This window comes from Phenylobacterium sp., from assembly GCF_036677185.1.
In the GTDB taxonomy this organism is placed as follows: domain Bacteria; phylum Pseudomonadota; class Alphaproteobacteria; order Caulobacterales; family Caulobacteraceae; genus Phenylobacterium.
On sequence record NZ_JAKFEN010000020.1, the window covers coordinates 235,171 to 257,969 of the forward strand.

18 protein-coding genes are annotated in these 22,799 nt (G+C 69.0%); 8 read left to right on the forward strand and 10 right to left on the reverse strand.

What is annotated here, in order from left to right; genetic code table 11:
- Positions 1-70: 70 nt before the first annotated feature.
- From V6M51_RS11670 to V6M51_RS11690, 5 genes are all read left to right on the forward strand, one after another.
- Positions 71-2,941, forward strand: a complete 2,871-nt coding sequence (locus V6M51_RS11670) for a bifunctional [glutamine synthetase] adenylyltransferase/[glutamine synthetase]-adenylyl-L-tyrosine phosphorylase (protein ID WP_332767443.1) — start codon at positions 71-73, stop codon at positions 2,939-2,941.
- 68 nt (positions 2,942-3,009) lie between these two features.
- Positions 3,010-3,417 carry an EF-hand domain-containing protein gene (locus tag V6M51_RS11675; protein ID WP_332767335.1) on the forward strand — a complete coding sequence of 136 codons (408 nt, stop codon included), beginning with the start codon at positions 3,010-3,012 and terminating at the stop codon, positions 3,415-3,417.
- 32 nt (positions 3,418-3,449) lie between these two features.
- A complete protein-coding gene (locus V6M51_RS11680) occupies positions 3,450-3,998 on the forward strand; it encodes an RNA polymerase sigma factor (protein WP_332767337.1) in 549 nt (182 codons plus the stop codon).
- A gap of 10 nt (positions 3,999-4,008) precedes the next feature.
- Positions 4,009-4,425 (forward strand): hypothetical protein, encoded by a 417-nt coding sequence (locus V6M51_RS11685; protein ID WP_332767338.1) that lies wholly within the window; start codon positions 4,009-4,011, stop codon positions 4,423-4,425.
- Positions 4,425-4,925, forward strand: a complete 501-nt coding sequence (locus V6M51_RS11690) for a periplasmic heavy metal sensor (RefSeq protein WP_332767339.1) — start codon at positions 4,425-4,427, stop codon at positions 4,923-4,925. The genes V6M51_RS11685 and V6M51_RS11690 overlap by 1 nt, the downstream gene beginning before the upstream one ends.
- A gap of 185 nt (positions 4,926-5,110) precedes the next feature.
- On the opposite strand, the gene V6M51_RS11695 is transcribed toward V6M51_RS11690, so the two are convergent.
- From V6M51_RS11695 to pepN, 3 genes are all read right to left on the reverse strand, one after another.
- The gene (locus V6M51_RS11695; protein WP_332767340.1) at positions 5,111-7,633 is read right to left on the reverse strand and encodes a PAS domain-containing sensor histidine kinase; all 2,523 of its coding nucleotides are present in this window, start codon (positions 7,631-7,633) and stop codon (positions 5,111-5,113) included.
- Positions 7,634-7,878: 245 nt separating this feature from the next.
- The gene (locus V6M51_RS11700) at positions 7,879-8,379 is read right to left on the reverse strand and encodes a response regulator (RefSeq protein WP_332767341.1); all 501 of its coding nucleotides are present in this window, start codon (positions 8,377-8,379) and stop codon (positions 7,879-7,881) included.
- 108 nt (positions 8,380-8,487) lie between these two features.
- Complete coding sequence (gene pepN / locus V6M51_RS11705; RefSeq protein WP_332767342.1) at positions 8,488-11,106, reverse strand: aminopeptidase N; 2,619 nt, start codon at positions 11,104-11,106, stop codon at positions 8,488-8,490.
- Positions 11,107-11,263: 157 nt separating this feature from the next.
- On the opposite strand from pepN, the gene V6M51_RS11710 reads away from it, so the two are divergent.
- Positions 11,264-11,911 (forward strand): OmpW/AlkL family protein, encoded by a 648-nt coding sequence (locus V6M51_RS11710; RefSeq protein ID WP_332767343.1) that lies wholly within the window; start codon positions 11,264-11,266, stop codon positions 11,909-11,911.
- Positions 11,912-11,966: 55 nt separating this feature from the next.
- On the opposite strand, the gene V6M51_RS11715 is transcribed toward V6M51_RS11710, so the two are convergent.
- Together V6M51_RS11715 and V6M51_RS11720 are read right to left on the reverse strand one after the other, a co-directional pair.
- Entirely contained in the window at positions 11,967-12,992 is a 1,026-nt protein-coding gene (locus V6M51_RS11715) for a phosphatase PAP2 family protein (RefSeq protein ID WP_332767345.1), read from the reverse strand.
- A gap of 96 nt (positions 12,993-13,088) precedes the next feature.
- Positions 13,089-13,667: a hypothetical protein gene (locus V6M51_RS11720; protein ID WP_332767347.1), complete on the reverse strand. Its 579-nt coding sequence runs from the start codon at positions 13,665-13,667 to the stop codon at positions 13,089-13,091.
- Between the two features lie 146 nt (positions 13,668-13,813).
- Here V6M51_RS11720 and V6M51_RS11725 point away from each other — a divergent pair, with 146 nt between their 5' ends.
- A complete protein-coding gene (locus V6M51_RS11725; RefSeq protein WP_332767349.1) occupies positions 13,814-14,932 on the forward strand; it encodes an acyl-CoA dehydrogenase family protein in 1,119 nt (372 codons plus the stop codon).
- Between the two features lie 13 nt (positions 14,933-14,945).
- A complete protein-coding gene (locus tag V6M51_RS11730; protein WP_332767351.1) occupies positions 14,946-16,175 on the forward strand; it encodes an acyl-CoA dehydrogenase family protein in 1,230 nt (409 codons plus the stop codon).
- Here V6M51_RS11730 and V6M51_RS11735 read toward each other — a convergent pair.
- From V6M51_RS11735 to V6M51_RS11755, 5 genes are all read right to left on the reverse strand, one after another.
- A complete protein-coding gene (locus V6M51_RS11735; RefSeq protein WP_332767352.1) occupies positions 16,172-17,392 on the reverse strand; it encodes a glycosyltransferase in 1,221 nt (406 codons plus the stop codon). The two genes, V6M51_RS11730 and V6M51_RS11735, sit on opposite strands and share 4 nt — an antisense overlap.
- A gap of 85 nt (positions 17,393-17,477) precedes the next feature.
- Entirely contained in the window at positions 17,478-17,903 is a 426-nt protein-coding gene (locus V6M51_RS11740) for a CBS domain-containing protein (RefSeq protein ID WP_332767354.1), read from the reverse strand.
- A 118-nt stretch (positions 17,904-18,021) separates the two neighbouring features.
- Complete coding sequence (locus V6M51_RS11745) at positions 18,022-19,815, reverse strand: vWA domain-containing protein (RefSeq protein WP_332767356.1); 1,794 nt, start codon at positions 19,813-19,815, stop codon at positions 18,022-18,024.
- Between the two features lie 108 nt (positions 19,816-19,923).
- Positions 19,924-20,859: a hypothetical protein gene (locus tag V6M51_RS11750; protein ID WP_332767358.1), complete on the reverse strand. Its 936-nt coding sequence runs from the start codon at positions 20,857-20,859 to the stop codon at positions 19,924-19,926.
- A 114-nt stretch (positions 20,860-20,973) separates the two neighbouring features.
- Complete coding sequence (locus V6M51_RS11755; protein ID WP_332767445.1) at positions 20,974-22,755, reverse strand: ABCB family ABC transporter ATP-binding protein/permease; 1,782 nt, start codon at positions 22,753-22,755, stop codon at positions 20,974-20,976.
- Positions 22,756-22,799 lie beyond the last annotated feature (44 nt).

A 22,799-nucleotide genomic window follows, 5' to 3' on the forward strand; every position in this document is an offset into this window, starting at 1 on the left:
CCTCGCCGCTAGCTGGAATTTCTCAGTGAGCGTCGGCGTCGAGCAAATTCATCCCGGCCTGGCGGCGCGGATGACGCCGTGCGGGCCGATCGCCGATCCCAGGGCCGCCGAGCGCGCGCGCCACGTCCTGGTCGAGGCCGCGCTCCGCGACGGCTGGGCGGGCGAGCTGGAGGCCGCCTGGCCGGCGCTCGCCCCGGTGTTCGGCGCCTCGCCCTATCTGACCAGCCTCGCCCGCCGCGATCCCGATCGGCTGCGCGCCCTGCTGGCCGCCGATCCCGTTGCGCGGTTCGCCGATCTGCTGGACCGCACGGCGGCCCTCTCCACCGCCGCCTGGGACGCCGCCAAGACCGGCCTGCGAGTGCTGAAGGCCGAGGCCCATCTGCTGATCGCCCTGGCCGACCTGGGCGGGGTCTGGGACCTGGACGCGGTGACCGGAAGTCTCACCCGGTTCGCCGACGCAGCCCTGGACGCGGCGCTGACCGTGGCGGCCCGAGGCGAGCTGGAGGCCGGGCGGCTGACCCGTATCGGCCAGGGCGACGAGGGCCCGGTCCCCGGTTGGTTCTGCATCGCCATGGGCAAGCACGGCGCCTATGAGCTGAACTATTCCAGCGATATCGACATCTCGGTCTTCTACGAGCCGGAGGCCTTGCCCGTGGCCGAAGGGATCGAGACCCAGGCCTTCGCCGTGCGCCTGATCCAGCGGCTGGCGGAGCTGATGCATGAGAAGACCGCCGACGGCTATGTCTTCCGGGTCGACCTGCGCCTGCGTCCGGACCCCTCCTCGACCCCGCCGGCCATCCCGGCGGCGGCGGCCTTCGACTACTATGAGAGCGTTGGCCAGAACTGGGAGCGGGCGGCCTTCATCAAGGCCCGGGCCGCGGCGGGCGACCTGACGCGCGGCCGGGCCTTCCTCAAGGAACTGGCGCCGTTCATCTGGCGCAAGAACCTCGATTTTGCGGCCATCGCCGACATCCATTCGATCAAGCGCCAGATCCACGTCCATAAGGTCGACGAGCGCCTGACCGCCAAGGGCGTCGACCTGAAGCTGGGCCGGGGCGGCATCCGGGAGATCGAGTTCTACGTCCAGACCCAGCAGCTGATCCTGGGCGGTCGCCATCCCGAACTACGCTCGCCGCGCACCCTGGACGCGCTCGCGGCCCTTGCGGCGGCTGGGCATGTCACCGCCCAGACGGCTGGGGAACTGACCCTGGCCTATGAGCGCCTACGCGCCATCGAGCACCGCATCCAGATGCTGGCCGACGAGCAGACCCACCGGCTCCCGGAGTCCGACAGCGAGCGCAAGCGGGTGGGCGCCCTGGCCGGCTTCGACCGGGTGCGCAGTTTCGACGCTTCGGTCGAACGCATCCTGAAGACCGTCAACCGCCGCTATGGCGAGCTCTTCCCGGAGGAAGAGCAACTTTCCTCGAAGTTCGGCAGCCTGGTGTTCACGGGCGTCGACGACGATCCGGAGACCTTGGACACCCTGGCGCGGCTGGGGTTCTCCAATCCCTCGCGCATAGCCCAAACCATCCGTGGCTGGCACCATGGCCATATCCCAGCCACCCGCACCGAGCGGGGCCGCGAACTCTTCACCCGTCTGGCGCCGCGCCTGCTGGACGCGGCCCAGGCCACCGGGGCGCCAGACACCGCCTTCGCTCGGTTCGAGGACTTCTTCTCCAAGCTGTCGTCTGGGGTGCAGCTGCAGTCGTTGTTCCTGGCGCAGCCCAGGCTGTTCGAGCTGATGGTCCAGGTCATGGCCTTCGCGCCGCGGCTGGCCAACACCCTGGCGCGGCGGCCGGCCGCGCTGGACGCCTTGCTGGACGGCGCCTTCTTCGCCGATCTCGACCGCGATGAGGATCGCAGTGCGATGGCCGCCGCCGTCTCCCGCGCCGACGGGTTCGAGGGCGTCATGGACGCTGTGCGCCGGGTGCATCGCGAACAGGCCTTCCGGGTCGGAGTCCAGGTGATGAGCGGGGCGGCCACCGCCGAGACCGCCGGGCGCGCCTTCGCCGACCTGGCCGACATCTGCATCGAGGTCCTGGCGCCCGCCGCCCTGGCTGAGGCCGAACGGCTGGGCGGAGCCTTCGAGGGCGACGTGGCGGTGATCGCGCTGGGCAAGTGCGGCTCGAAGGAGATGAGCGCCGGCTCGGACCTCGACCTGATGACCCTCTACCGCGCGCGGGCGCCGGGCTCGGTCTCGACGATCAAGGACTGGAGCGCCGACGTCTTCTACGGCCGCTTCACTCAGCGGCTGATCGCGGCCCTGTCGACGCCGACCGGGGAGGGCGAGCTCTACGAGGTGGACATGCAGCTGCGCCCGTCCGGCACCAAGGGTCCGGTGGCGGTGAGCTTCCCGGCCTTCGAGGAGTATTACGACCGCGAGGCCGAGACCTGGGAGCTGATGGCGCTCACGCGCGCCCGGGTGGTCTGGGCGACCTCGCACGCCTTCGCCGGCGACGCGGAGGCGGCGGTCGAGACCGCCCTGCGCCGCCCACGCGACGTGGCGCGCACCGCCGCCGACGTCCGGGAGATGCGTGAACTTCTGGAGCGGGAGCGGCCTCCCAAGGGCGACTGGGATTTGAAGCTGTCGCCCGGCGGCCTGGTCGACGTCGAGTTCGCCGCCCAGTTCCTGCAACTGGCCCATGCCGCCTCGGGCGGACCGCTGAACCAGAACACCGCCGGCGCCCTGGCCGACGCCGCGGAGCTGGCTCCCGCCCGGGCTCTGGCCGATCTGCAGAAGGCCTGGAAGTTGCAGCAGGACCTGACCCAATTGCTCAAGGTCGCGCTCGGCGACAACGCCGATCCGGAAGGGGAGCCGAAGGCCTTCCGCGCCCTGCTGGCCCGGGCCGGCGGCGCGCGCGACTTCCGGGCGTTGAAGGGCAGGCTCGACGCCGCTCGCACCGCCGCCCGCGGGGCCTATGAAATCATCGTGCAACCTTGATCGACGGAAATCCGGGCGCGGGACGTTAGACGGTTGGGCGCGGACAAGACGCCTGAAGGGATTTTCGTATGAAGCGCTTGATCATCGCCGCCGCGGCCCTCTGCGTGGCGGGCTCCGCCCAGGCCCAGATGGGCCAACGGCCCAATCCAGACCTGGATCACGATGGCAGGGTCACCCTGGCCGAATTCCGCAAGAGCCAGGCCGACGCCATGCTGTCCCGGTTCGACGCCAACAAGGACGGCAAGATCGCCCGCGCCGAGCTGAAACCGCCAGCCGGCATGGTCGCCGGCAAGGAGGGACGCGGCGAGCGGATGTGGGATAGGCTGGACCTCAACAAGGACGGCGCCGTCACCCGCTCGGAGATGGACGCCGCCGCCAAGTTCCGCTTCGACCGCGGCGACACCAACAAGGATGGCTGGCTGAGCAAGGGCGAGATACTCGCCTTGCGCCAGAACCGGGGCCGTGACGCAGGTTGAGGACCATAGGCCGCCGCGAGGCGAGGTGAGGCTTGGACCCAGGCGATGGCGACGAGGCGCTGCTGGCGCGGGTGGCGGCGGGCGATCCCGCCGCGATCCGCAGCCTCGTGGCCCGAAAGCTGCCGCGACTGCTGGCCCTGGCCGGCCGAATGCTGGGCGAGAGCGCCGAGGCCGAAGACGTGGCCCAGGAGACCTTCGTGCGCGCCTGGAAACAGGCGGGGAACTGGAAGCCCGGCGGCGCGCGGTTCGACACCTGGCTGCATCGGGTGGCGCTCAATCTTTGCTACGACCGCCTGCGACGCCGGCGCGAGGTGGCCATGGACCACCCGCCGGACCGCGCGGACGACGGGCCGGGCCCCGACCGGGGGCTGCAGGCGCGCGATGTCGGCCGCCGGGTCGCCGCGGCCATGGCCGCCCTGCCGGATCGCCAGCGGGAGGCCGTCAGCCTCTGCCACTACCAGGAGGTCTCCAATATCGAGGCCGCAGCCCTGATGGGCGTGAGCGTCGAGGCCCTGGAGAGCCTATTGTCCCGCGGCCGGCGCGCCCTGCGCGCGGCGCTCGCGGATATGGTCGAACCATGAGGCGCTCTGCATGACCCCTGAACGGTTCGAGACTCTCGCCGAGGCCCATGGCGGCGACGTCGCCCGCTGGCCCGCCGCTGAGCGCGAGGCCGCGGCGGCCCTGATGATCGCCCAGCCGATCTTGGCCCAGGGCGTGCTGGCGCGCGCCGCGACGCTCGACGTGGCGCTGGACGCTTGGGCCCCTATGGCCGTGACCCACGAGCTGCGCGAGCGGGTGATCGCCGCGGCGCCGGCCGCCCGCCGCCGAAACCGTATGGCCGCATGGTTCTGGGGCGCCGGCCTGAGCGCGGGCCTGGCCGCCGCTTGCGCCGCCGGTCTCGCGGTCGGGGTGAGGCTCTATGATGTCTCGCAGCCGGACGATGCGGTCAGCGCCGCGCTGGCGGGCTATGACGATTTCTCCGCCGTGGTGACGGGGGAGGACGCCTGATGAGCCGCCGGACGCTGGCCATCATCCTGTTCGTCTCCTTGGCGGTGAACGTGTTCCTGATCGGCGCCGTGATCGGCGGGTTGGTGGTGGGCCAGAGGGTCCATCACCAGCGCCCGGCCATGATGGCCCGCGGCGGCCAACCCCTGTGGGCGGCCGCCAACGAACTGCCGCCCGAGCAGCGCCGCGCCTATCGCCGCCTGTTGCGCGGCGAGGCCGGCGAGGTGCGCGCCGGGATGCTCGCGGTCCAGGCCGCTCGCGCGGAAGCCTGGCGCGGCCTAGCCGCCGAGCCCTTCGACGCCGCGGCCGCCAAACGGAAGCTCGATATGGCGCGGGTTCAGGAGACGCAGGTCCGGGCCGGGGTGGAGAGCCGCATCATCGACTTCGCCGCCACGCTGTCACCGGCCGAACGCGCCACGCTGGCCGCGGGCTTGGCTGAGTCGCGTCCGGCGGCGGGCCAAGGCGGCCAGATGCACGATCGCCAGCCCCGCCGGGAACCCTAGTGCGCGGTCCGACCAGGTTGGCGCATCTCTAGAGCTCGTCATCCTCGACCGTGCGAAGCGCGTGTCGGGAATCCATACGCGCCAGCCTCGCGGGCAAACCGCTGACTCGGAGTTCATGGATGGCCGGGACTTGCGCCCGGCCATGACGAGCGTTGGAAGGGGCTGTTCAGGGCCACCCGAGCTCTCTAGGCGGCGACGAACCCCGCGGCGTGGGCGGCGGCCAGGCCGGCCTGGCGGATCGGCAGGGAGAAGCTGACCTGGGTGCCCTCGCCGGGCGCGCTCTGCAAGTCCAGGGTCCCGCCGTGCATCTCCACCAGCGACTTGGTGAGCGCCAGGCCGAGGCCCGTGCCCTGGGTGGTCTTGGAGTGCTGGTTCTCCACCTGTTCGAAGGGCCGCGCCAACCGGGCCAGGTCGTCCTGGGCGATGCCGATGCCGGTGTCTTGCACCGTCACCCGGATGCGCTCGCCCAGGGGATCCAGGCGGCCCTCTGCGCGGACCGCGACCTGGCCGCCGCGAGGGGTGAACTTGATGGCGTTGGAGAGCAGGTTGAGCAGCACCTGTTTGACCGCGCGATAATCGGCCTCCACCTCCGGCAGGTGCGGCGGAAACTCGACGGTGAGCGTCAGCCCGGCCGCCTCGGCGCGATTGCGCACCAGGCGCACGGCGTCCTCGGAGACCTCTTCCAGGGCCAGGGGCTCGAACTTCAGCGTCATCTTGCCGGCCTCGATCTTCGACATGTCGAGGATGTCGTTGATCAGGGCCAACAGGTGCTGGCCGGAGGACAGGATGTCCTGGGCGTAGCCCTTGTAGCGCTGGTCCCCCAGCGCCCCGAACATCTCGGCGACCATGATCTCGGAGAAGCCGTTGATGGCGTTCAGCGGGGTGCGCAGTTCGTGGCTCATATTGGCGAGGAACTCGCTCTTGGCCTTGTTGGCCCCCTCGGCGCGGACCTTCTCCATCTCGTACTTGCGGGCCAGTTCCGAGAGCTGTTCCTGGCTGCGCTCGAGCCCGACCACCGCCTTCTGCAACTGCTCCTCGTTGAGGCGGCGGGCCTCTTCCTGGGTCTTGATGGCGGTGATGTCCGAGGCGGTCATGACCAGGCCGCCCTCTGCGGTGCGCCGCTCGGAGATCTGGATCCAGCGACCGTCGTTCAGCTCGGCCTCGCGCACGCCCTTGCGGCCGTCGGGGGAGTCCATCTCCTGCTTGATGGCGAGCTGGGCGATGCGGCTGACCTCGTCGCGCAGCGCGCCGGGCTTCAGCAGCCGCGGCTCGATGGAGAAGAAGCTGCGATAGTTCTGGTTGCAGAGCAGCAGCCGCCCCTGACGGTCCCAGAGCACGAAGGCTTCCGACACGCTCTCGATGGCGTCGCGCAGGCGATTCTCGGCGGCCTGGGCGCGGGCCTGGGCGATGCGCTCCTCGGTGACGTCCAGCGCCACCCCGATTATCCGCGAATAGCCGTCCCGGTCGGATTCGCCGAAAGCTTGTCCCCGCGCGTCGATCCAGATCGGCCGCCCGCCCTGAGGCGAGGGCACGCGGAACGACACGTCGAAGCCGCCATAGACGGCGGCGGTGGAGAGCGCCTGGCGGACTCGCTCGCGATGGTCGGGGGAAACGCGGTCCAACACATCCTGGCCTGGGACGATGCCGCCGCCGCCCCAGCCGAAGATCGCCCCGGTTACGTCCGACATGTACATCTGGTCGGTGGCGAGATCCCACTCCCAGATGCCGCAGCGCGCGGCCTCGACCGCCAGTCGGAAGCGCTGCTCGGAATCGATGAAGGCCTGCTGGGCGTTCTCCACCTTGCGGCTCTGCTGCAACAGTAGGATGCCCAGCAGGAAGGCCACGCCCAAGGGCGCCAGCAGCCAGGCGAGTTGTTCGGCGGTGGTGCGCCGCTCCGAGGGGCCGGAGGGGGCCGAGGCCATGGCCAGCAGGCCCCCGCCCAGGGCGCGATGGACGGCCAGGTCCAGCTGCGCCCCGTCGGGCCGCTGGGCCCGGGTCAGGCCGCGGCCCGCCTTCAGTTCGGCCGGCGCTAGGGCGAAGGCTTCGTTGACGTCGCGGGCCTGGGCCAGGCCCGCGGGACCGGTTGCGGCGACGATGCGGCCCTGGGGCGTCGCCAGCGCCTGGGGCGGTTCCTGGGTCAGCAGGCCGCGCAGGCGGGCGGGGTCGCCCACCACGATGATCCAGCGGCGACCCTTGGCGGTGACGCTCGGCGCGGCGACGGCCAGCCTGGGGGCCGCCTGGTCGGTGACGCCGGCCCAGACGTCGCGGCCCGACCGTTCGGCGGTGAGCGCCAGGCCCCGCCAGTCGACGTCCCCGGCCGCGCCGGCGATGGCGACGACCTCCTGGTCGGAGACGACGCCCACCGCGGCGGCGGCCCCGCCGGCCGTGGCCAGTCCCGCCTCGGCGGCGTCGATCGGCGCCGGCGCATAGCGCCGCAAGGTCTCGCGGGCCGTCAGCAGGCCGCCGCGCAGGGCCACGCCCTCCGAGTCGACGCGGGCGGCCAAGGCTTCGGCCCGGCCCGCAAGGGCGGCGTTGGTCACTGTGGCGGACTGAGGTTCGCGGGTGATTCTGGCGACGGCGAAGGCTGTGTAGACGGCCAGCAGCAACAGGGTTGCGAGGATGGCGATGCGGATGAAGCTCTGGCCGGGCGGCGGGCGCACTCCTGGCGTCGTGTCGCTGGCCTTTCGGCGCGGCTTCGACTCAGCCACGTCTCCGCCCCCGCGTCTGGCCAACGCCCGTCCGCTCCTCACCCAAGGTCGAGTCACCCCCGAAGCACCGAAGTCTACGCGGGCGCGGGCGAGGCGTCACGGGAGTCATGCCGTCACAGACGAAGGTTTGATCGCCCGGGCAAATCCGATCCGCTTGGATCGGGCTTTGCTCAAGCCACTTTTGGTTTCAGACCATTTTCTTCGCCGAACCGGCGTCCACTCCGGCGGAGGATGGTCGGGCGGCGTCAGGTTTTGCGCTGGCGGTCCGCGCGGCGCTCGGGCCCGGTGTATTTCGGATCGTCGCGCCGTCGGCGGTCGGGGCCGAAATAGGCGCCGCTGCGGACGAACGGCCGGGCGTGGTCGATGACCCAGAGGATGCGCTTCATCAGGTCGGCCGGGGTCACCGGCTTGACGCAGAATTCGTTTACGCCCGCGTCGCGCGCCGCCATCACCCGGTCGCGGTCCGCATGGCCGGTCAGCATGATGATCGGGGTGAACTGGTTGGGGCTGTCGTTGTCGTTGCGCAGCCAGCGGGCGAAGGTGACGCCTTCCTCCGCGCCCATCATGTAGTCGAGGATGACGATGTCGGCCGGCGTGGCCTTCATCCGCTGCTTGGCGCCCTCGATGGTCTGGGCGTCGTAGAGCTGCTCGCAGCCGAAGCCTCGTAGCATCGCCTTCACCAGATTGATGGCGTGGGCGTTGTCATCGATGATCAGGAACCGCAACCGGTTCAGCGAGACGGTCATTGGCTGGCTGTCTCCTTCCTGGCCCGGGAATACGGCGAAGTCCCGGAATTAACGACAAGATTCGCGCGTCTGCAACGAACGGCGCGCAATGTCGGCTAGATGACCCGCCTAATCAGCGAGGGCTTTGCTGACAAGTTCATAGACGTTCTTGGAAAGCCCCTCCGTCCCCGCAATCCTGGCGAGTTCCCGTTTCATCAAGACGCCCAACTCTGGCTTGTACCGACGCCATCCGCCCAGGGGGTCGACCAGCCGCGCCGCGGTCATCGGATTGAACCCGTCGACGGCCAGGATCTGGTCGGCCAGGAAGCGGTAGCCGGCGCCGCTGGGATCGTGGAAGCGGGCCGGATTGAAATTGGCGAAGGTCGAGACCAGGGCTCGCAGCCGGTTGGGATTCTTCTCGTCGAAGGCCGGATGAGCGGTGAGGCCCAGAACCCGGCCCAACACGCCTTCGTCCGGATCGCGGGCCTGCAGGGCGAACCACTTGTCGACCACCAGGGGCTCGGATTTCCAGCGTTCGAAGAAGTCGGCCAGGGCCGCCTCATAGGCTTCGCCGCCGATCAGCATCAGGGCCGAGAGTCCGCCAATGGCGTCGGTCATATTGGCCGCGGCGCGGTAGTGGCCGTCCGCCAGTTCGGCCACCTCGGAGCGCGGATTGGCGGCCAGCAGGTCCAAGGCGGCGTTGCGCAGGGCGCGGCGGCCGGCGCTGGCGGCGTCCGGGGAGAACTCCCCAAGCTCCTGCAGGCCGATATGCAGCCGCTTCAGATCCTCGCCCAGATGCACCGAGAGGCGCTGGCGCAGGGCCTCGCGGGCCTCGTGGATGGACGCGGGGTCGGAGGGCTGCAGCGCCAGGGCCAGGTCCGACTCGCTGGGCAGGGCCAGCATCAGGGCCTTGAAGGCCGGATCGGCGGCCTGGTCGTCCAGCGACCGACCGAGCGCGTGGGCGAAGCGTTCCTCGCCGACCTCGTCGGCCGCCCCGATGGCGCGGGCCACGATCAAGGCGCGGGCCAGGTCCTGGCCGGCCTCCCAGCGATTGAACAGGTCGGGGTCGGCGGCGAGCTGGACGTAGCGGTCCTTGGGTTCGGCGTCGGTGGTGAGCGTCACGGGCGCGGAGAACCCGCGCAGGGCCGAGACCACGGGCGCGGAATCGACCCCGGTCAGGGTCACCTTGGTCCGGGCGCCCTCCAGCACGACCACGGTCTCGTCGAGCGCCACGCCGTCACGTTCGAAGGCCAACGTCCGGCCCTCGGCGTCCAGCAGGCCCACGGTCACCGGGGTGGGCAGGGGATGCTTGTCCGGCTGGCCCGGGGTCGGGGCGGTCTCCTGCGAGAGTTCCAACTCCAGGGTGCGGGCGTCCGCGTCATAGCGGTGCTTGAGGTCGAGCTTCGGCGTGCCGGCCTGCTCGTACCAGGCGAAGAAGGCCGACAGGTCGCGGCCTGACACCTCGGCGAAACAGCGGATGAATTCCTCCACCGTGGTGGCGTGGCCGTCCCAGCGGTTGAAATAAAGGTCCATGCCCTTTCGGAACGCCTCGGCGCCGATCAGGGTCTTGAGCATGCGGATGACCTCCGCGCCCTTCTCGTAGATCGTGGCGGTGTAGAAGTTATCGATCTTCAGATAGGTCGACGGCCGCACCGGATGGGCCAACGGCCCCTGGTCCTCAGGGAACTGGCGCGCGCGCAAGGCCTTCACGTCCTTGATCCGCTGGACCGCCGCGCCGCGCATGTCGGCCGAGAAGCTCTGGTCGCGGAAGACCGTCAGGCCCTCCTTCAGACAGAGCTGGAACCAGTCGCGGCAGGTGATCCGGTCGCCGGTCCAGTTGTGGAAATATTCGTGGGCCACGACGCTCTCGATGCGCTCGTAGTCCATGTCGGTGGCGGTGGCGGGCTCGGCCAGCAGAAGCGAGGAGTTGAAGATGTTCAGCCCCTTGTTCTCCATCGCCCCGAAATTGAAGTCGCGGACGGCGACGATCATGAACAGGTCGAGGTCGTATTCCCGGCCGAACGCCTCCTCGTCCCATGTCATCGAGCGCTTCAAGGCGTCCATGGCGTAGGCCGCGCGAGGCGCCATGCCGGGATCGACGAAGATGCGCAGATCCACCGTGCGCCCGCTCATGGTGACGAGCTTGTCCTCCAGCACGTCCAGTTCGCCGGCCACCAGGGCGAACAGGTAGCAGGGCTTCGGGAACGGATCGTTCCAGACGGCGAAATGACGGCCGTTCGGCAAGGCGCCCGACTCCATCAGATTGCCGTTGGAGAGCAGATGGCGGAAAGCGTCGTCGGCCTCGATGCGCACCGTGAAGCGGGACAGCACGTCGGGGCGGTCCGGATACCAGGTGATCTTGCGGAAGCCCTCGGCCTCGCACTGGGTGCAGAACCGGCCGCCGGACATGTAGAGGCCGTCCAGCGCCTTGTTGGCCTCGGGATCGATCTCGACCTCGGTCTCCAGGACGAAGGCGTCCGGGACGTTCGGCACGGTCAGGAACTCGGCGTCGATCGTCCGCTCGCTGTCGTCCAGGGCCTTGCCGTCGACCGCCACGGAGACCGGCTTCAGACGCTCACCGTTCAGGACCAGCGGGTCGGCGTGCTCGCCATTGCGACGGATGCTCAGCCTGGCCTTCACCCGCGTAGCGTTGGGCGCCAGGTCGAAGTCCAGCCGAACCTCGTCGATCAGGAAGGCGGGAGGACGGTACTCGGAGAGCCGGATCGGCTGAGGGGTCTCTGTGCGCATCAGAACGATTTAGGCGATCTGGCCGCCCAGGGCGAGACCGAGCGACGCACGCTCAGAGTTCAAACTGACGTTTGAGATGCGTCAAGGCCCGGGCGCCGGCCCTGCGCGATGCCGATCCCCAAGCGCGGCTGCACCGCGCTGAATGAGGGGATTGAAGATGAAAGCCAAGACCTACGCGCTTGCCGTGGGCGCCGCGCTGACGCTTGTCACGGGCGCGCAAGCACAGGACTTCCAGCCCAAGGCCAAGGGCCACGTCATTCTGAACACTCGCGTCACCGACATTTCGTCGGACGCCGACGCGGCCATCGTGACCGCCGCGGGCGCGGCCACCGGCCTGCACGTCGATGTCGAACATGACGTCATGCCCACCGTGGGCATCCACTACTTCCTCACCGACAACGTCGCCGTTGAGCTTGTTCTGGGTACGACCCAGCACACGATCCGCGCGCAGGGGCCGGCGACCGACGTGGTGGTCCACAAGACCTGGGTCCTGCCGCCCATCGCCACGGTGCAATACCACTTCGCGCCGACGGCCCGGGTTAGCCCCTATGTCGGGGCGGGCCTGAACTACATGATGTTCTATAGCGGGGACGACAAGAACGGCTTCTCGGTGAAGCTGGACGATGGCGTCGGCTATGCTTTGCAGGCCGGCGTGGACGTGGCGGTTCGGGGCGCCTGGAGCGCCAATCTGGACGTGAAGAAGGTGTTCTTCGACACCGACGCCAAGATCAATGGCGGCGCGCTGAAGTCCAAGGTCAATCTGGACCCGTGGGTGGTCTCGGCCGGCCTGGGCTACAGGTTCTAGGCCCGGCGCCGTGGACCGTCCTCCAGCCGGAGGACGGTCCACGGCCGGGAACGCCTCAAACCGGCACGGTGGCGAATGCCTTGGCCTGCCTGGCCAAGTAGGCCCGGGCTACGACGCCGCACACCCACCAGATTCCGGAGGTCGCGACGATCGAGACATATCCGTCGATGGCGTAGTGATAGCCTAGGTGGACGGAACCAATCAGGATCAGCCCCAGGAATACGGTCGCCGCGATCCCCCAGCGTTTCGAGACGCTCCATCCCAGCAGGGCGAACAGCGTGGCGATGGAGAGGTGCATCGATGGCATGGCCGAGATGCCGCCTCCGGCGCCTTGTCCGCCGGTCTTCGCCCAGTGCAGCAGCGCGTTCTGAACCTCGAGCGCGGGCATGGGAAACTGAGTTCCGGCCTCGGTCAGATAGGTGGTCAACGGAACGAAGCGGTCGTCGCCATAGAAATGTTCGTAGAAGACAGGACCGCACGAAGAGAGCGACGTCGCGGCGAACGCTCCCAATAGAATCCAGCATAGGGAATGGGCGATCAGGTACTGCAGGCGAAGCGCCGGGCGCTCGAGCCATCCCATGACGAACAACGCCACGAAGAACACCAGTGCGAACCAGAGATGGTAGGTGAGGTTCAAGGCCGAGCTGATGATTGGATAGCCGACGATGGGCTGGATTAGCCGCCAAGGGTCGCCGCCGTGGATCTGGGCGTCGATATTGGCGAAGAGCGGATCGAGGTCGAAGGGGTGGGCCAGGGGTATCGCGCTCTTCAGGACACCGAATGTTGTCGACTGGAAGATCAACGCGAAGAAGGCCGGCGCGACGAACCAGACGCGGTGCGACAGGCGCTGCTCGCGCGCCCAGATCTTGAAGTGAGCGAAGGGGCTTTTCGGCCGGACCTTCACGAGCTCGAGGCCGAATAGGGCCAGGATCAGCGCCGCACAGAAGGTCAGCAGGGTGCGGACCGCCAAGACATAGTCCGTCGGCGTCGGGAGCGAGAAGCCGAGGATGCGGCTCTGCCAGACCCCGTAAGCGACGAACAGGACGGCGATGAGAACCACCGGGGCGTTGTGTCGAACCACGCCGCTGAGATCTGGTGTCGCGGGGCCGGACGATTCAGGGGACTTGAGCAAGTTGGAAGCCCTTCTGGCTTGAGCGATCGCTCTCTAGACGGGGCCCTATTCGGCCGCGTGGACGGCTTCGTCCGGCTCGCTATCTACCCCGGAGGGGATTTCCAAGAGGTAACGCTCCAGCTTCAGGATGTCGTCGGCCACCTGCGTCAGCTCGTTCGGGGCGTCGCCGTTGCTCTCGTCGACGACCTTCACCACCTGCCGCGCCAGGCTCAGCAGGCGCGGGGCGTTGGCGATCAGCCGCGCCTGGAACTCGATCTTGTGCGGATCGCGGTCGTACTCCGCGCCCGGCACGCGCCAGCCGCCCCAGTCGTTGGGATCGGTGACCACCACCGGATAGGTTCCGGGGAAGGGGTGGTTGCGGGTCTCCTGATCGGTCTGCCACTTGTTGTTGGCGCGCAGCAGCCGCCAGCGCGCACCGTCCTCGGTGAGCGCCTCGCGATCATTCTCCTGCTCCGGCTTCAGCTCGTGGGCCGAGAACTCGCGGCCCAGGCCGACGTCGTAGGTGACCTTGACCGGCTCGTCGAAACCCTTGGCCCAGATGGGGACGATCTTCTCGATCACCGCCCAGGCGCCGACACTCTCGACCCACACCTTCTGGTTTCGCTGGTATATCGCCTTGGCCATGCGCGGTGTCCCTGACAGCCCGTTTCAGCCGGCGATAAGACGCTGAAATCCTTGACGCGAGGTCAATCTTTCAAAGGTGGGCAGGGCGCGTATGTTGCCCGAAAGCTATTTCAACGACCGCCCGTGAAGGGCGGGGATGGGCGGAAATGAATTTCGATTTCTCCGACGACCAGAAGTTCCTGCAGGGCGAGGCGCGCAAGTTTCTGGCCGCCAATTGCGGAACCGACCGGGTGCGCAAGACCCTCGACGACGACGAGCGGACCTATGACGAGGCCCTGTGGAAATCGGTGGCCGAGCAAGGCTGGCTGGGCGCCGCCATCCCCGAGGAACATGGCGGCCTGGGCCTGGGACACCTTGAACTCTGCGTGATCGCCGAGGAGTTGGGCCGCGCGGTCGCCCCGATCCCCTTCGCGTCCACCGTCTATTTCCTGGCCGAGGCGATCATGCTGGCCGGCAATGACGAGCAGAAGGCTTACCTGCTGCCCAAGATCGCCGCCGGCGAGGTCATCGGCGCCGTGGCGACCAGCGAGGGGCAGGGCGTCGTGACCGCGGGCAATCTTCAGTCCGCCGTCTCGGACGGCAAGCTGAACGGCGTGAAGATCCCGGTCACCGACGGCGGCGTCGCCACGGTCGCCCTGGTGCTGGCCAAGGAGAACGGTAAGCCCGGCTTGTTCCTGGCCGACCTCACCGACGGCTCGGTGACCCGCGAGAGCTTGAAGACCCTCGATCCCACCCGGGACGCCGCCCGGCTGACCTTTAAGGACGCGCCCGTCCGGCGGATCGGGAACGCCGGCGAGGGCATGGAGCTCATCGAGCAGATCTTCGACCGCGCCGCGGTGCTGCTGTCATTCGAGCAGCTCGGCGGCGCCGACCGCTGCCTGGAGATGGCCAAGGAATACGCCTTGGAGCGCTACGCCTTCGGCCGGGTGATCGCGTCCTACCAGGCGATCAAGCACAAGCTCGCGGACATGTACGTCAAGAACGAGCTCGCCCGCTCCAACGCCTATTACGGAGCCTGGGCGCTCAATACCAATGCGCCGGAACTGCCGGTGGCCGCCAGCGCCGCCAGGATCGCGGCCTCGGAGGCCTTCTGGTTCGGCTCGAAGGAGAACATCCAGACCCACGGCGGCATCGGCTTCACCTGGGAGATGGACTGCCATCTCTACTACCGTCGCTCGCGCCAGCTCAGCCTCGTAGCCGGCGCGCCGCGGGTCTGGAAGGAACGCCTCGTCAGCCACCTCGAACGTCGCAACGCGGCCGCCTAAGGGACATCGGATCATGGACTTCAACGACACCCCCGAAGAAGCCGCCTACCGTACCCAGGTCCGCGCCTGGCTGGAGGCCAACGCCCCCAAGCAGCATGTCGGCGCCGACCCAGAGGGCGGCGGGGACTCGATGGCCGCCTCCAAGGCCTGGCAGGCCAGGAAAGCCGCCGCCGGCTATGCCTGCATCACCTGGCCCAAGGAGTGGGGCGGCCAGGGCGGCAATCCGTTGCAGAACGTGATCTTCGGCCAGGAAGAGTCGAAATATCCGATCCCGCCCAACCCGTTCCAGATCGGCCTGGGCATGTGCGTGCCCACGGTGATGAACTTCGCCGACCAGGGGACGAAGGACCGTTTCGCCGGACCCGCCATCCGGGGGGAGGAGATCTGGTGCCAGCTGTTCTCCGAACCCTCCGGCGGCTCGGACGTGGCCGCGGCGCGGACCAAGGCGGTGAAGGTCGACGACGGCTCCGGCGACTGGCTGATCTCGGGCCAAAAGGTGTGGACGACCGGCGCCCAGTTCTCAGACTACGGCATCGTCATCGTCAGGACCGATCCGGACGCGCCCAAGCACAAGGGCCTGACCATGTTCTGGATCGACATGAAGGATCCGGGGATCGAGGTGAAGCCGATCCACCAGATGTCGGGCGGGTCGGGGTTCAACGAGGTGTTCTTCACCGACGTGCGGGTCAAGGACAGCCAGCGTCTGGGCGCGGTGGGCGAGGGCTGGAAGGTCAGCCTGGTCACCCTGATGAACGAGCGGCTGGCGGTCGGCGGGGCCACGGGGGCCGGCTGGTCGCAGTTCCTGGAGACCGCGCGCGACACGCCGGGTCTCGACGGCCAATCGGCGCTGAAGGACAGCGCGCTCCGCGAGAAGCTGGCCGACTGGTATGTCCAGGCCGAGGGGCTGAAGCATACCCGCAACCGCACCATGACCGCCCTGTCGCGCGGTCAGACCCCGGGGCCGGAAAGCTCGATCGGCAAGATCATCTCCGCGGTCCAGATGCAGGAGCTGGGCAATTCAGCGGTCGAGATGCTGGATCAGTACGGGATCATCATTGACTCGGACCTGGCCCCGCTGCACGGCGGCTTCCAGTCCTCGGTGATGTTCGCGCCGGGCCTGCGGATCGCCGGCGGAACCGACGAAATCCTGCGCAACATCATCGCTGAGCGCGTCCTGGGCCTGCCCGGCGACATCCGCGTCGACAAGGACATCCCGTTCAAGGACATGCCGACCGGGCGTTAGGCTCGCAAGGCCACAGGGGCGTCGGACGAGCGGCCGACGACCAGCTCGCCATAGATCCGGGTCAGGCCTTCGAAGGTGTTGTCCCAGCTATGACGCTGCTCGGCGCGGCGGCGGGCGGCGGCCTTCACCGGGCCGAGGTCGCGTTCGAACAGGGCCTCGATCGCCTCGGCCATGCCGGCCGGATCGACGCTGCGCGCCTGCTGGCCGACGCTCTCGTCGATGAGCTCGGCGATCCCGCCGCGGGAGGGGCCCACCACCGGCAGGCCGGCGGCCAGGGCTTCCAGCACAACCAGGCCGAAGGGCTCGTTCTCGTTTGCATGGACCAGGGCGTCGCAACTGGCGATGACCCCGGCCAGGGTGGCCGGATCGCGCTCGTAGTCCAGGGGGATCACCCGCGGTGAATAGTGGGCGTCCTTGCCGGCGCCGATCAGCAGCAGGTGATAGGGCTCGCCCAGCCGCTCCACGGCGCAGATCAGACTCTCGATGTTCTTTTCCCGCGCCGGGCGGCCGGCGAAGACCAGCAGCCGGGCGTCGGCCTTCAGGCCCAGTCGCTTCAGCAGCTTGGCGCGGTCGGCGCGGGCGGGATGGAACAGCTCGGTGTCGACGCCCAGGAGCTGGACGCTGACCTTCTCGACCCCGGCCTCGGCCAGGCGTGCGGCGATGTGGCGGCTGGGGGCCACCACGCGGTCAAAACGCTGATAGGTCGCCGCCCAGCGCTTCATGGCTGGCGCCTCGGCCCAGTCGCCGAAATGGATGGCGGCCAGGGCCGCGGCGTCGGTGTGGCAGAAGCCGACCACGGGAACGCTCAACGCCTCGCCGGCCTCCAGGGCCGCGTGTCCGGGCACGAAGATGTCGCCGGCCTCGATGATGTCCGGCTCCAGCATCCGGATCACCGTCTCCCACTTGGCCATGGAGGCGGGCATCCGGTAGCCGTCGCCGAACGGCAGGCGGGCGGCGGCCACGGTCACGATGCCGTGAGCCTCGAGTCCCGTCGTGGCGCCGGGCACCACCAGGGTGTGGCTGATGTCCGGCCGCCGCTTGGCGAGCCAGGCCCGTTTCTGGTGGAGGTAGCGCTTCACCCCGCCCGAGCGCGGGGCGTACATCATGGTGGTGTCGATCAGGTGGAACCCGACGCGGCCGGGGGCGCCGAAATAGGGCGCGTCGGCCGGGTTCAAGCGGATCAGGTTCTCGGTGTGGGAATCGGTGACGTCAAACACCCGCGCCCTCTTTCTGCACTGTCTTCTTCAATGCAACGAACGGCGGCGCGATTGGTTCGGCCGCGCCGTCCCTGCAGCTAAAATATCAGATCGGACGAGTCTGTTCGCTGATTTCTTCGAGAATGTGACCCGCCGTCGAATCCTTCACCCGGCCGGCGATATCGCCGAGGGCCAGAATGCCCACCAGGCGGTTGGTCTCGCGGTTCAGGACCGGCAGGCGGCGGATCTGGGCGCTGGCCATGCGGCCCGCCGCCTCCCGGGCGTCGTCGTCGTCGAACACGCATTCGACCTCGGCGCTCATGATGTCGGAGACCGGGCCTTCGAAGCTGCGGCCCTCGGCCACGGCGCGGATGGCGATGTCGCGGTCAGTGACCATGCCATGCACCCGCTCGCCATCGCAGATGGGCATGGAGCCGGCGTCGATCTCCCGCATTCGCTTGGCCACGGACTGGATCGAGTCTTGCGGCCGCGCGATCTGGACGTCGCGGGACATGATGTCGCTGACTTTCATCGGGGATGCTCCTGGGGTTCGACACACAACTGGAGAGGGCCGCGATAGGTTGCCAAGCTTCCGATCACCCCTTCGTCATCCCGGACGGGCGCGGCGTCCGGGATGAGGCCGGCTGCCGCTACTCGTTCAGGGACCGGGCGCCGTCGGCGTTGCGGACCAGCTGGACGAACTCGGCGCGCAGGCCGAAGGGGTCCTCGCCGCGCGCGCCCTGGGCCAGGGCGGCCACCTGCGGCCAGCCGAAACGCTCGTCGATCCGAGGATCGCCGCGCAGCTTCTGACCGAAGCCCGCCACCGCCAGGGCCCAGCGGGCCGGTTCGGGGGCGGCGGCCACACTGGCGTAGACGTCGGCTCCGCCGATCGGCCGCTCGATCACGTGCGAGGCGCGCTCGCCCGGCAGCTTGTAGCGCACCTTCAGGAAGGCGATCTCTCCGGCGGGCATGGCGGCCGGGGCGGGCTGACGGCCATAGCGCAGGGGATCGCTGGAGGCCGCCGCGCCGGTCGGGGTGATTTCGTAGAGGGCGGTGACCGAGGCGCCGGCCCCGACCTCGCCGGCGTCCACCCGGTCGTTGTTGAAGTCCTCGCGGGCCAGCATGCGGGTCTCGTAGCCGATCAGCCGGTACTCGCTGACCCGGGCCGGGTTGAACTCCACCTGGATCTTCACGTCGTCGGCGATGGGGAACAGCGAGGCGGTGAAGTCGTCGCGAAACAGCCGGCGGGCCTCGTTGAGGGTGTCGACATAGGCCGCCGTCCCGTTGCCGTTCTGGGCCAGGGTCTGCATCATCGTATCGTTGTAGTTGCCGCGGCCGTAGCCATAGACCGAGAGATAGACGCCGGTCTTTCGCTGCTCGGCGACGAAATCCTTCAGTTTGGCGGGGTCGGCCACGCCGACATTGAAGTCCCCGTCGGTGACCAGGATCACCCGGTTGACCGCCTTGGGATCGAAGTTCTGACGGGCTAGGTCGTAGGCGAGCGCCAGGCCCGCCCCGCCGGCCGTCGAGCCGCCGGAATGCAGGGCCTCCAGGGCGCAACGCATCTTCAGCTTCTGGCGGCCATCGGTGGGGGCCAGCACTGCGCCCGCCGAGCCGGCATAGGCCACCATGGCCACCCGGTCCTGGGGCCGCAGCTGGTCGATCAGCAGGCCGAGGCTCTTGCGGGCGAGCGGCAGCCGGTCCTCGGAGCTCATGGAGCCGGAGGTGTCGATCAGGAAGACCAGGTTGAGCGGCGGCTGGGCGGCGCGCGGCGCCTCATAGCCCTGCAGCCCGATATGCATGATCTGGCGTTCGGCGGACCAGGGCGAGGGGGTCACCGCCACGAAGGGTCGGAAGGGTATGGTCCGCTCGCGCGGCGCGGCGTAGCCGTAGTCGAAATAGTTCACCAGCTCCTCGACCCGTACGGCGTCGGCTGGCGGCCGGCGCCCGTCGTTCAGGAAGCGGCGGACATTGGCGTAGGCGGCGGTGTCGACATCGACCGAGAAGGTGGAGACCGGCTCGTCCGCCACACGCCGGATCGGGTTGGCCTGGGCGTTGGGATAGCGCTCGGTCTCCGCCTGCTGGCGCATGATCGCGGGCGGCGGCGCGTACATCGACGGCGCGGCGGGACGCACCCGATGGCCGGTTACGGCCAGCTCCTCGATTCGCTTGTGGGCCTCCGCCGCGGCGTCGGCGGCCCGCCCGCGCGGCTCGCGTTGCGGCGGCGGCGGCGGCGGCGGGGACGGCATGCCGACCCGTGCGGAGCGTCGATAATCGTCGTGTTCGGAGACTGTGGTGAAGCCCAGGGCCTCGCAGGCCGCCGGGGTTGGTGAGCCGTCGCGATAGGCGCTCTGGGCGACGCCTGGCGCCGGCGGCGCCCCCGCGGCGGTCAGAGCCGCCAATGCGATGAAGGATACGCTACGGACCGTCTTCGAACCGGACATGGTCTTCCAAGCTCCTGCCTTCGCCCCTCAAGGCGCAGCTTGGCGCGGGGCGTAAGGCGGAATGTGGACGCGGCGGCGGCGGGAGGGAGGCGAACCCGGGCCGACCGCTCAGGACTTAATGTTCGGGCGCCCGAACTGGGGGCGAACGACCTGGCCCTCATCCGCCCGGAGCGGGGCCACCGGGGGCAGGCTGCGCGCCACGGATCGGTGGAAGGGAAGCTGCAGCAGCAGCTCCCCGCCCAGCGCCAACTGCGACGGGCCGAAGTCGCGCAGGAGATGGGCCAGGACATCCTCCGGGATGCTGCCCTCGGGCGCGAGGGGATCCTGCATCAGCAGTTCCTGATAGCGCCGCTCGTCCGCCGCGGCGTCGCCCGACAGCTCGCCGATCCGGTCGAGCAGGAGCGTGGCCGCGGTGATGCCGGGCAGGGAGCCCGCGCCCATGCCGAGGCTCAGCCCGTCCAGGCGCTGGACCCGGCCCGCCGGCGGCGTGCTGAAGATCGCGAAGACCAGCCCGCCGCTGACCGCGTCGGTGGCGATACAGAACAGCTTGCCGCGAATGGGGAAGAGCCAGCCGGCATAGACGGTCTCGCGGATGCCCATGCGGAACTCGAGCAGGCCGTTGTCGCCGAGCCGCAACATGCCCTGGTCGTGCAGGAAGCGCCCCGGCGCGGCCTCCGCGGGACGGGTGGTGCGGAAGAAGCATTCGAGGTCGGCGGCGCAGGTCTCGGTGGCGCTGCGGATCTGGCCCATGATCGGCAGGATGATGCTGTCGCTGGCGCTGTCGGGCGCCGGCGGCTGGGCGCCGAACAGGTCGGCGAAGTCGGGCAGGGTCCGCTCCCAGTCCAGCATCGTGAAGCCGGGCCGCTTGCCGGCTATGTAGCGCGTCAGGTGGGCCATGTTGTGAGTCGCGGGCGCGGCCGAACCGCTGACCCAGCGGCCGATCACCGACTTGTCGACCGCCAGATCGGCGGCAAGCTGAGAGCGGCTCATGGAGAAGACCTTCAGCACCAGCTCCAGTTTTGCGCCGAAAGGTGTTTTCGTCATGGGTGCAGCCTAGCTCAGGAAACCGTCGCATTGCCACCTGCATGCGACATGAATTCTGGCGAATGCGTAAATTGGCGGCAGGCTATACTTAATCCCGTGGGTTGCGATCCGGCTTCATTCGCCGGCCTCGGCGAGGGCCGCGTCGCGCGCGGCGGCCCGGCGCTGGCGCAGCCACATGGACGCATAGGCGCCGTCCTTGGCCAACAGCTCGGCATGTCGACCGCGCTCGACGATGCGGCCGCCGTCGAGGACCAGGATCTCGTCGGCCTCGACGATGGTCGAGAGCCGGTGGGCGATGACCAGAGTCGACCTCTGGGCCGAGACCTCGCGCAGGCTGGCCTGGATCTCCTGCTCGGTATGGCTGTCGAGCGCGCTGGTAGCCTCGTCGAAGATCAGCACCGAGGGCTGCTTTAGGATCACCCGGGCGATGGCGACGCGCTGCTTCTCGCCGCCGGAGAGCTTCAGCCCCCGCTCGCCGACCCTCGTCTCGTAGCCGTCCGGCAGACGCAGGATGAAGTCGTGGATGCGGGCCAGGCGCGCCGCCTGCTCGATCTCCTGGCGGCTCGCCCCGGCCCGGCCATAGGCAATGTTGTAGCCGATGGTGTCGTTGAACAGCACCGTGTCCTGCGGCACCACCCCGATCGCCTGGCGCAGGCTGAGCTGGGTCACGTCGCGCAGGTCCTGACCGTCGATGGTGATGGCGCCGCCGTCGACGTCGTAGAAGCGGAACAGCAGCCGGGCCAGGGTGGACTTGCCACCGCCGCTGGGGCCCACCACGGCCACGGTCTTGCCGGCCGGAACCTCAAAGCTGAGATCGGCGAGGATCGGGCGGCGCGGATCATAGGCGAAGCAAACCCGGTCGAAGACGATATGGCCTCGGGGCGCGGCCAGGATCGGGGCCCCAGGGCGGTCGGCGACCTCCACCGGCTCGGCCAGCAGCCGGGTCATGGCCTCGACGTCGGTCAGGGCCTGTTTCACGCTGCCATAGACCGTGCCCAGCATGCCCAGCGGCACGTAGAGCTGCAGCAGGTAGGCGTTGACCAGGACGAAGTCGCCCAGGGTCATGGTTCCCGCGGCGACCCCGCGGCCGGCCATGATCATCACCGTGATCGATCCGCCGGCGATGATCGCCACCTGGCCGATGCTGAGCGCCGCCTGCATCGACAGGCTGCGGATCGCGGCCTTTTCGTAGGCCCGCTTGGCCTCGTCATAGCGCGCGGTCTCGTGGGCCTCGGCGCCGAAATACTTCACCGTCTCATAGTTGAGCAGGCTGTCGGTCGCCTTGACGCTGGCGGCGACGTCGCGGGCGTTCATCTCCCGCCGGAAGGCCACCTGCCACTGGGTGACCCCGAAGGTGAAGGCGAGGTAGCAGAGGATGGTGACCAGCGCCGCCAGGGCGAAACCGGCGCTGTAGAACCGCCACAGGATGGCCGAGACCAGGGTCAGCTCCAGCAGGGTCGGCAGGACATTGAAGAGCGCCAGTTCCAGCAGGTACTCGACCCCGATGACCCCGCGCTCGATCACCCGCGACAGGCCACCGGTCTGGCGATCCAGGTGGAAGCGCAGCGACAGGGCGTGCAGGTGCTTGAAGACCTCCAGCGCGGTCAGCCGGATGGCGCGCTGGGCGACCCTGGCGAAGATGAGCTGGCGTAGCGCGCCCGCCACCTGGGCCCCGACCTGGGCCACCCCATAGGCGAGGATGAGGGCCACCGGCACGACCACCAGGGCCGGATTCGAAAGGGCGTCGATAGCCTGTTTGTAGAGCAGCGGCGCGGCGATGCTGATCAGCTTGGCCGCGGCGACCAGCGCCACCGCGGCGATCACGCGCGCCTTCAGCCCCGGCTCGCCGCGCGGCCAGAGCAGGGACAGCAACCGACGGACCATGGGGTGGGGCATCGGCCTCACGGGCGGCTCGCGCGGGGCGCCGGAAACGAACTTTC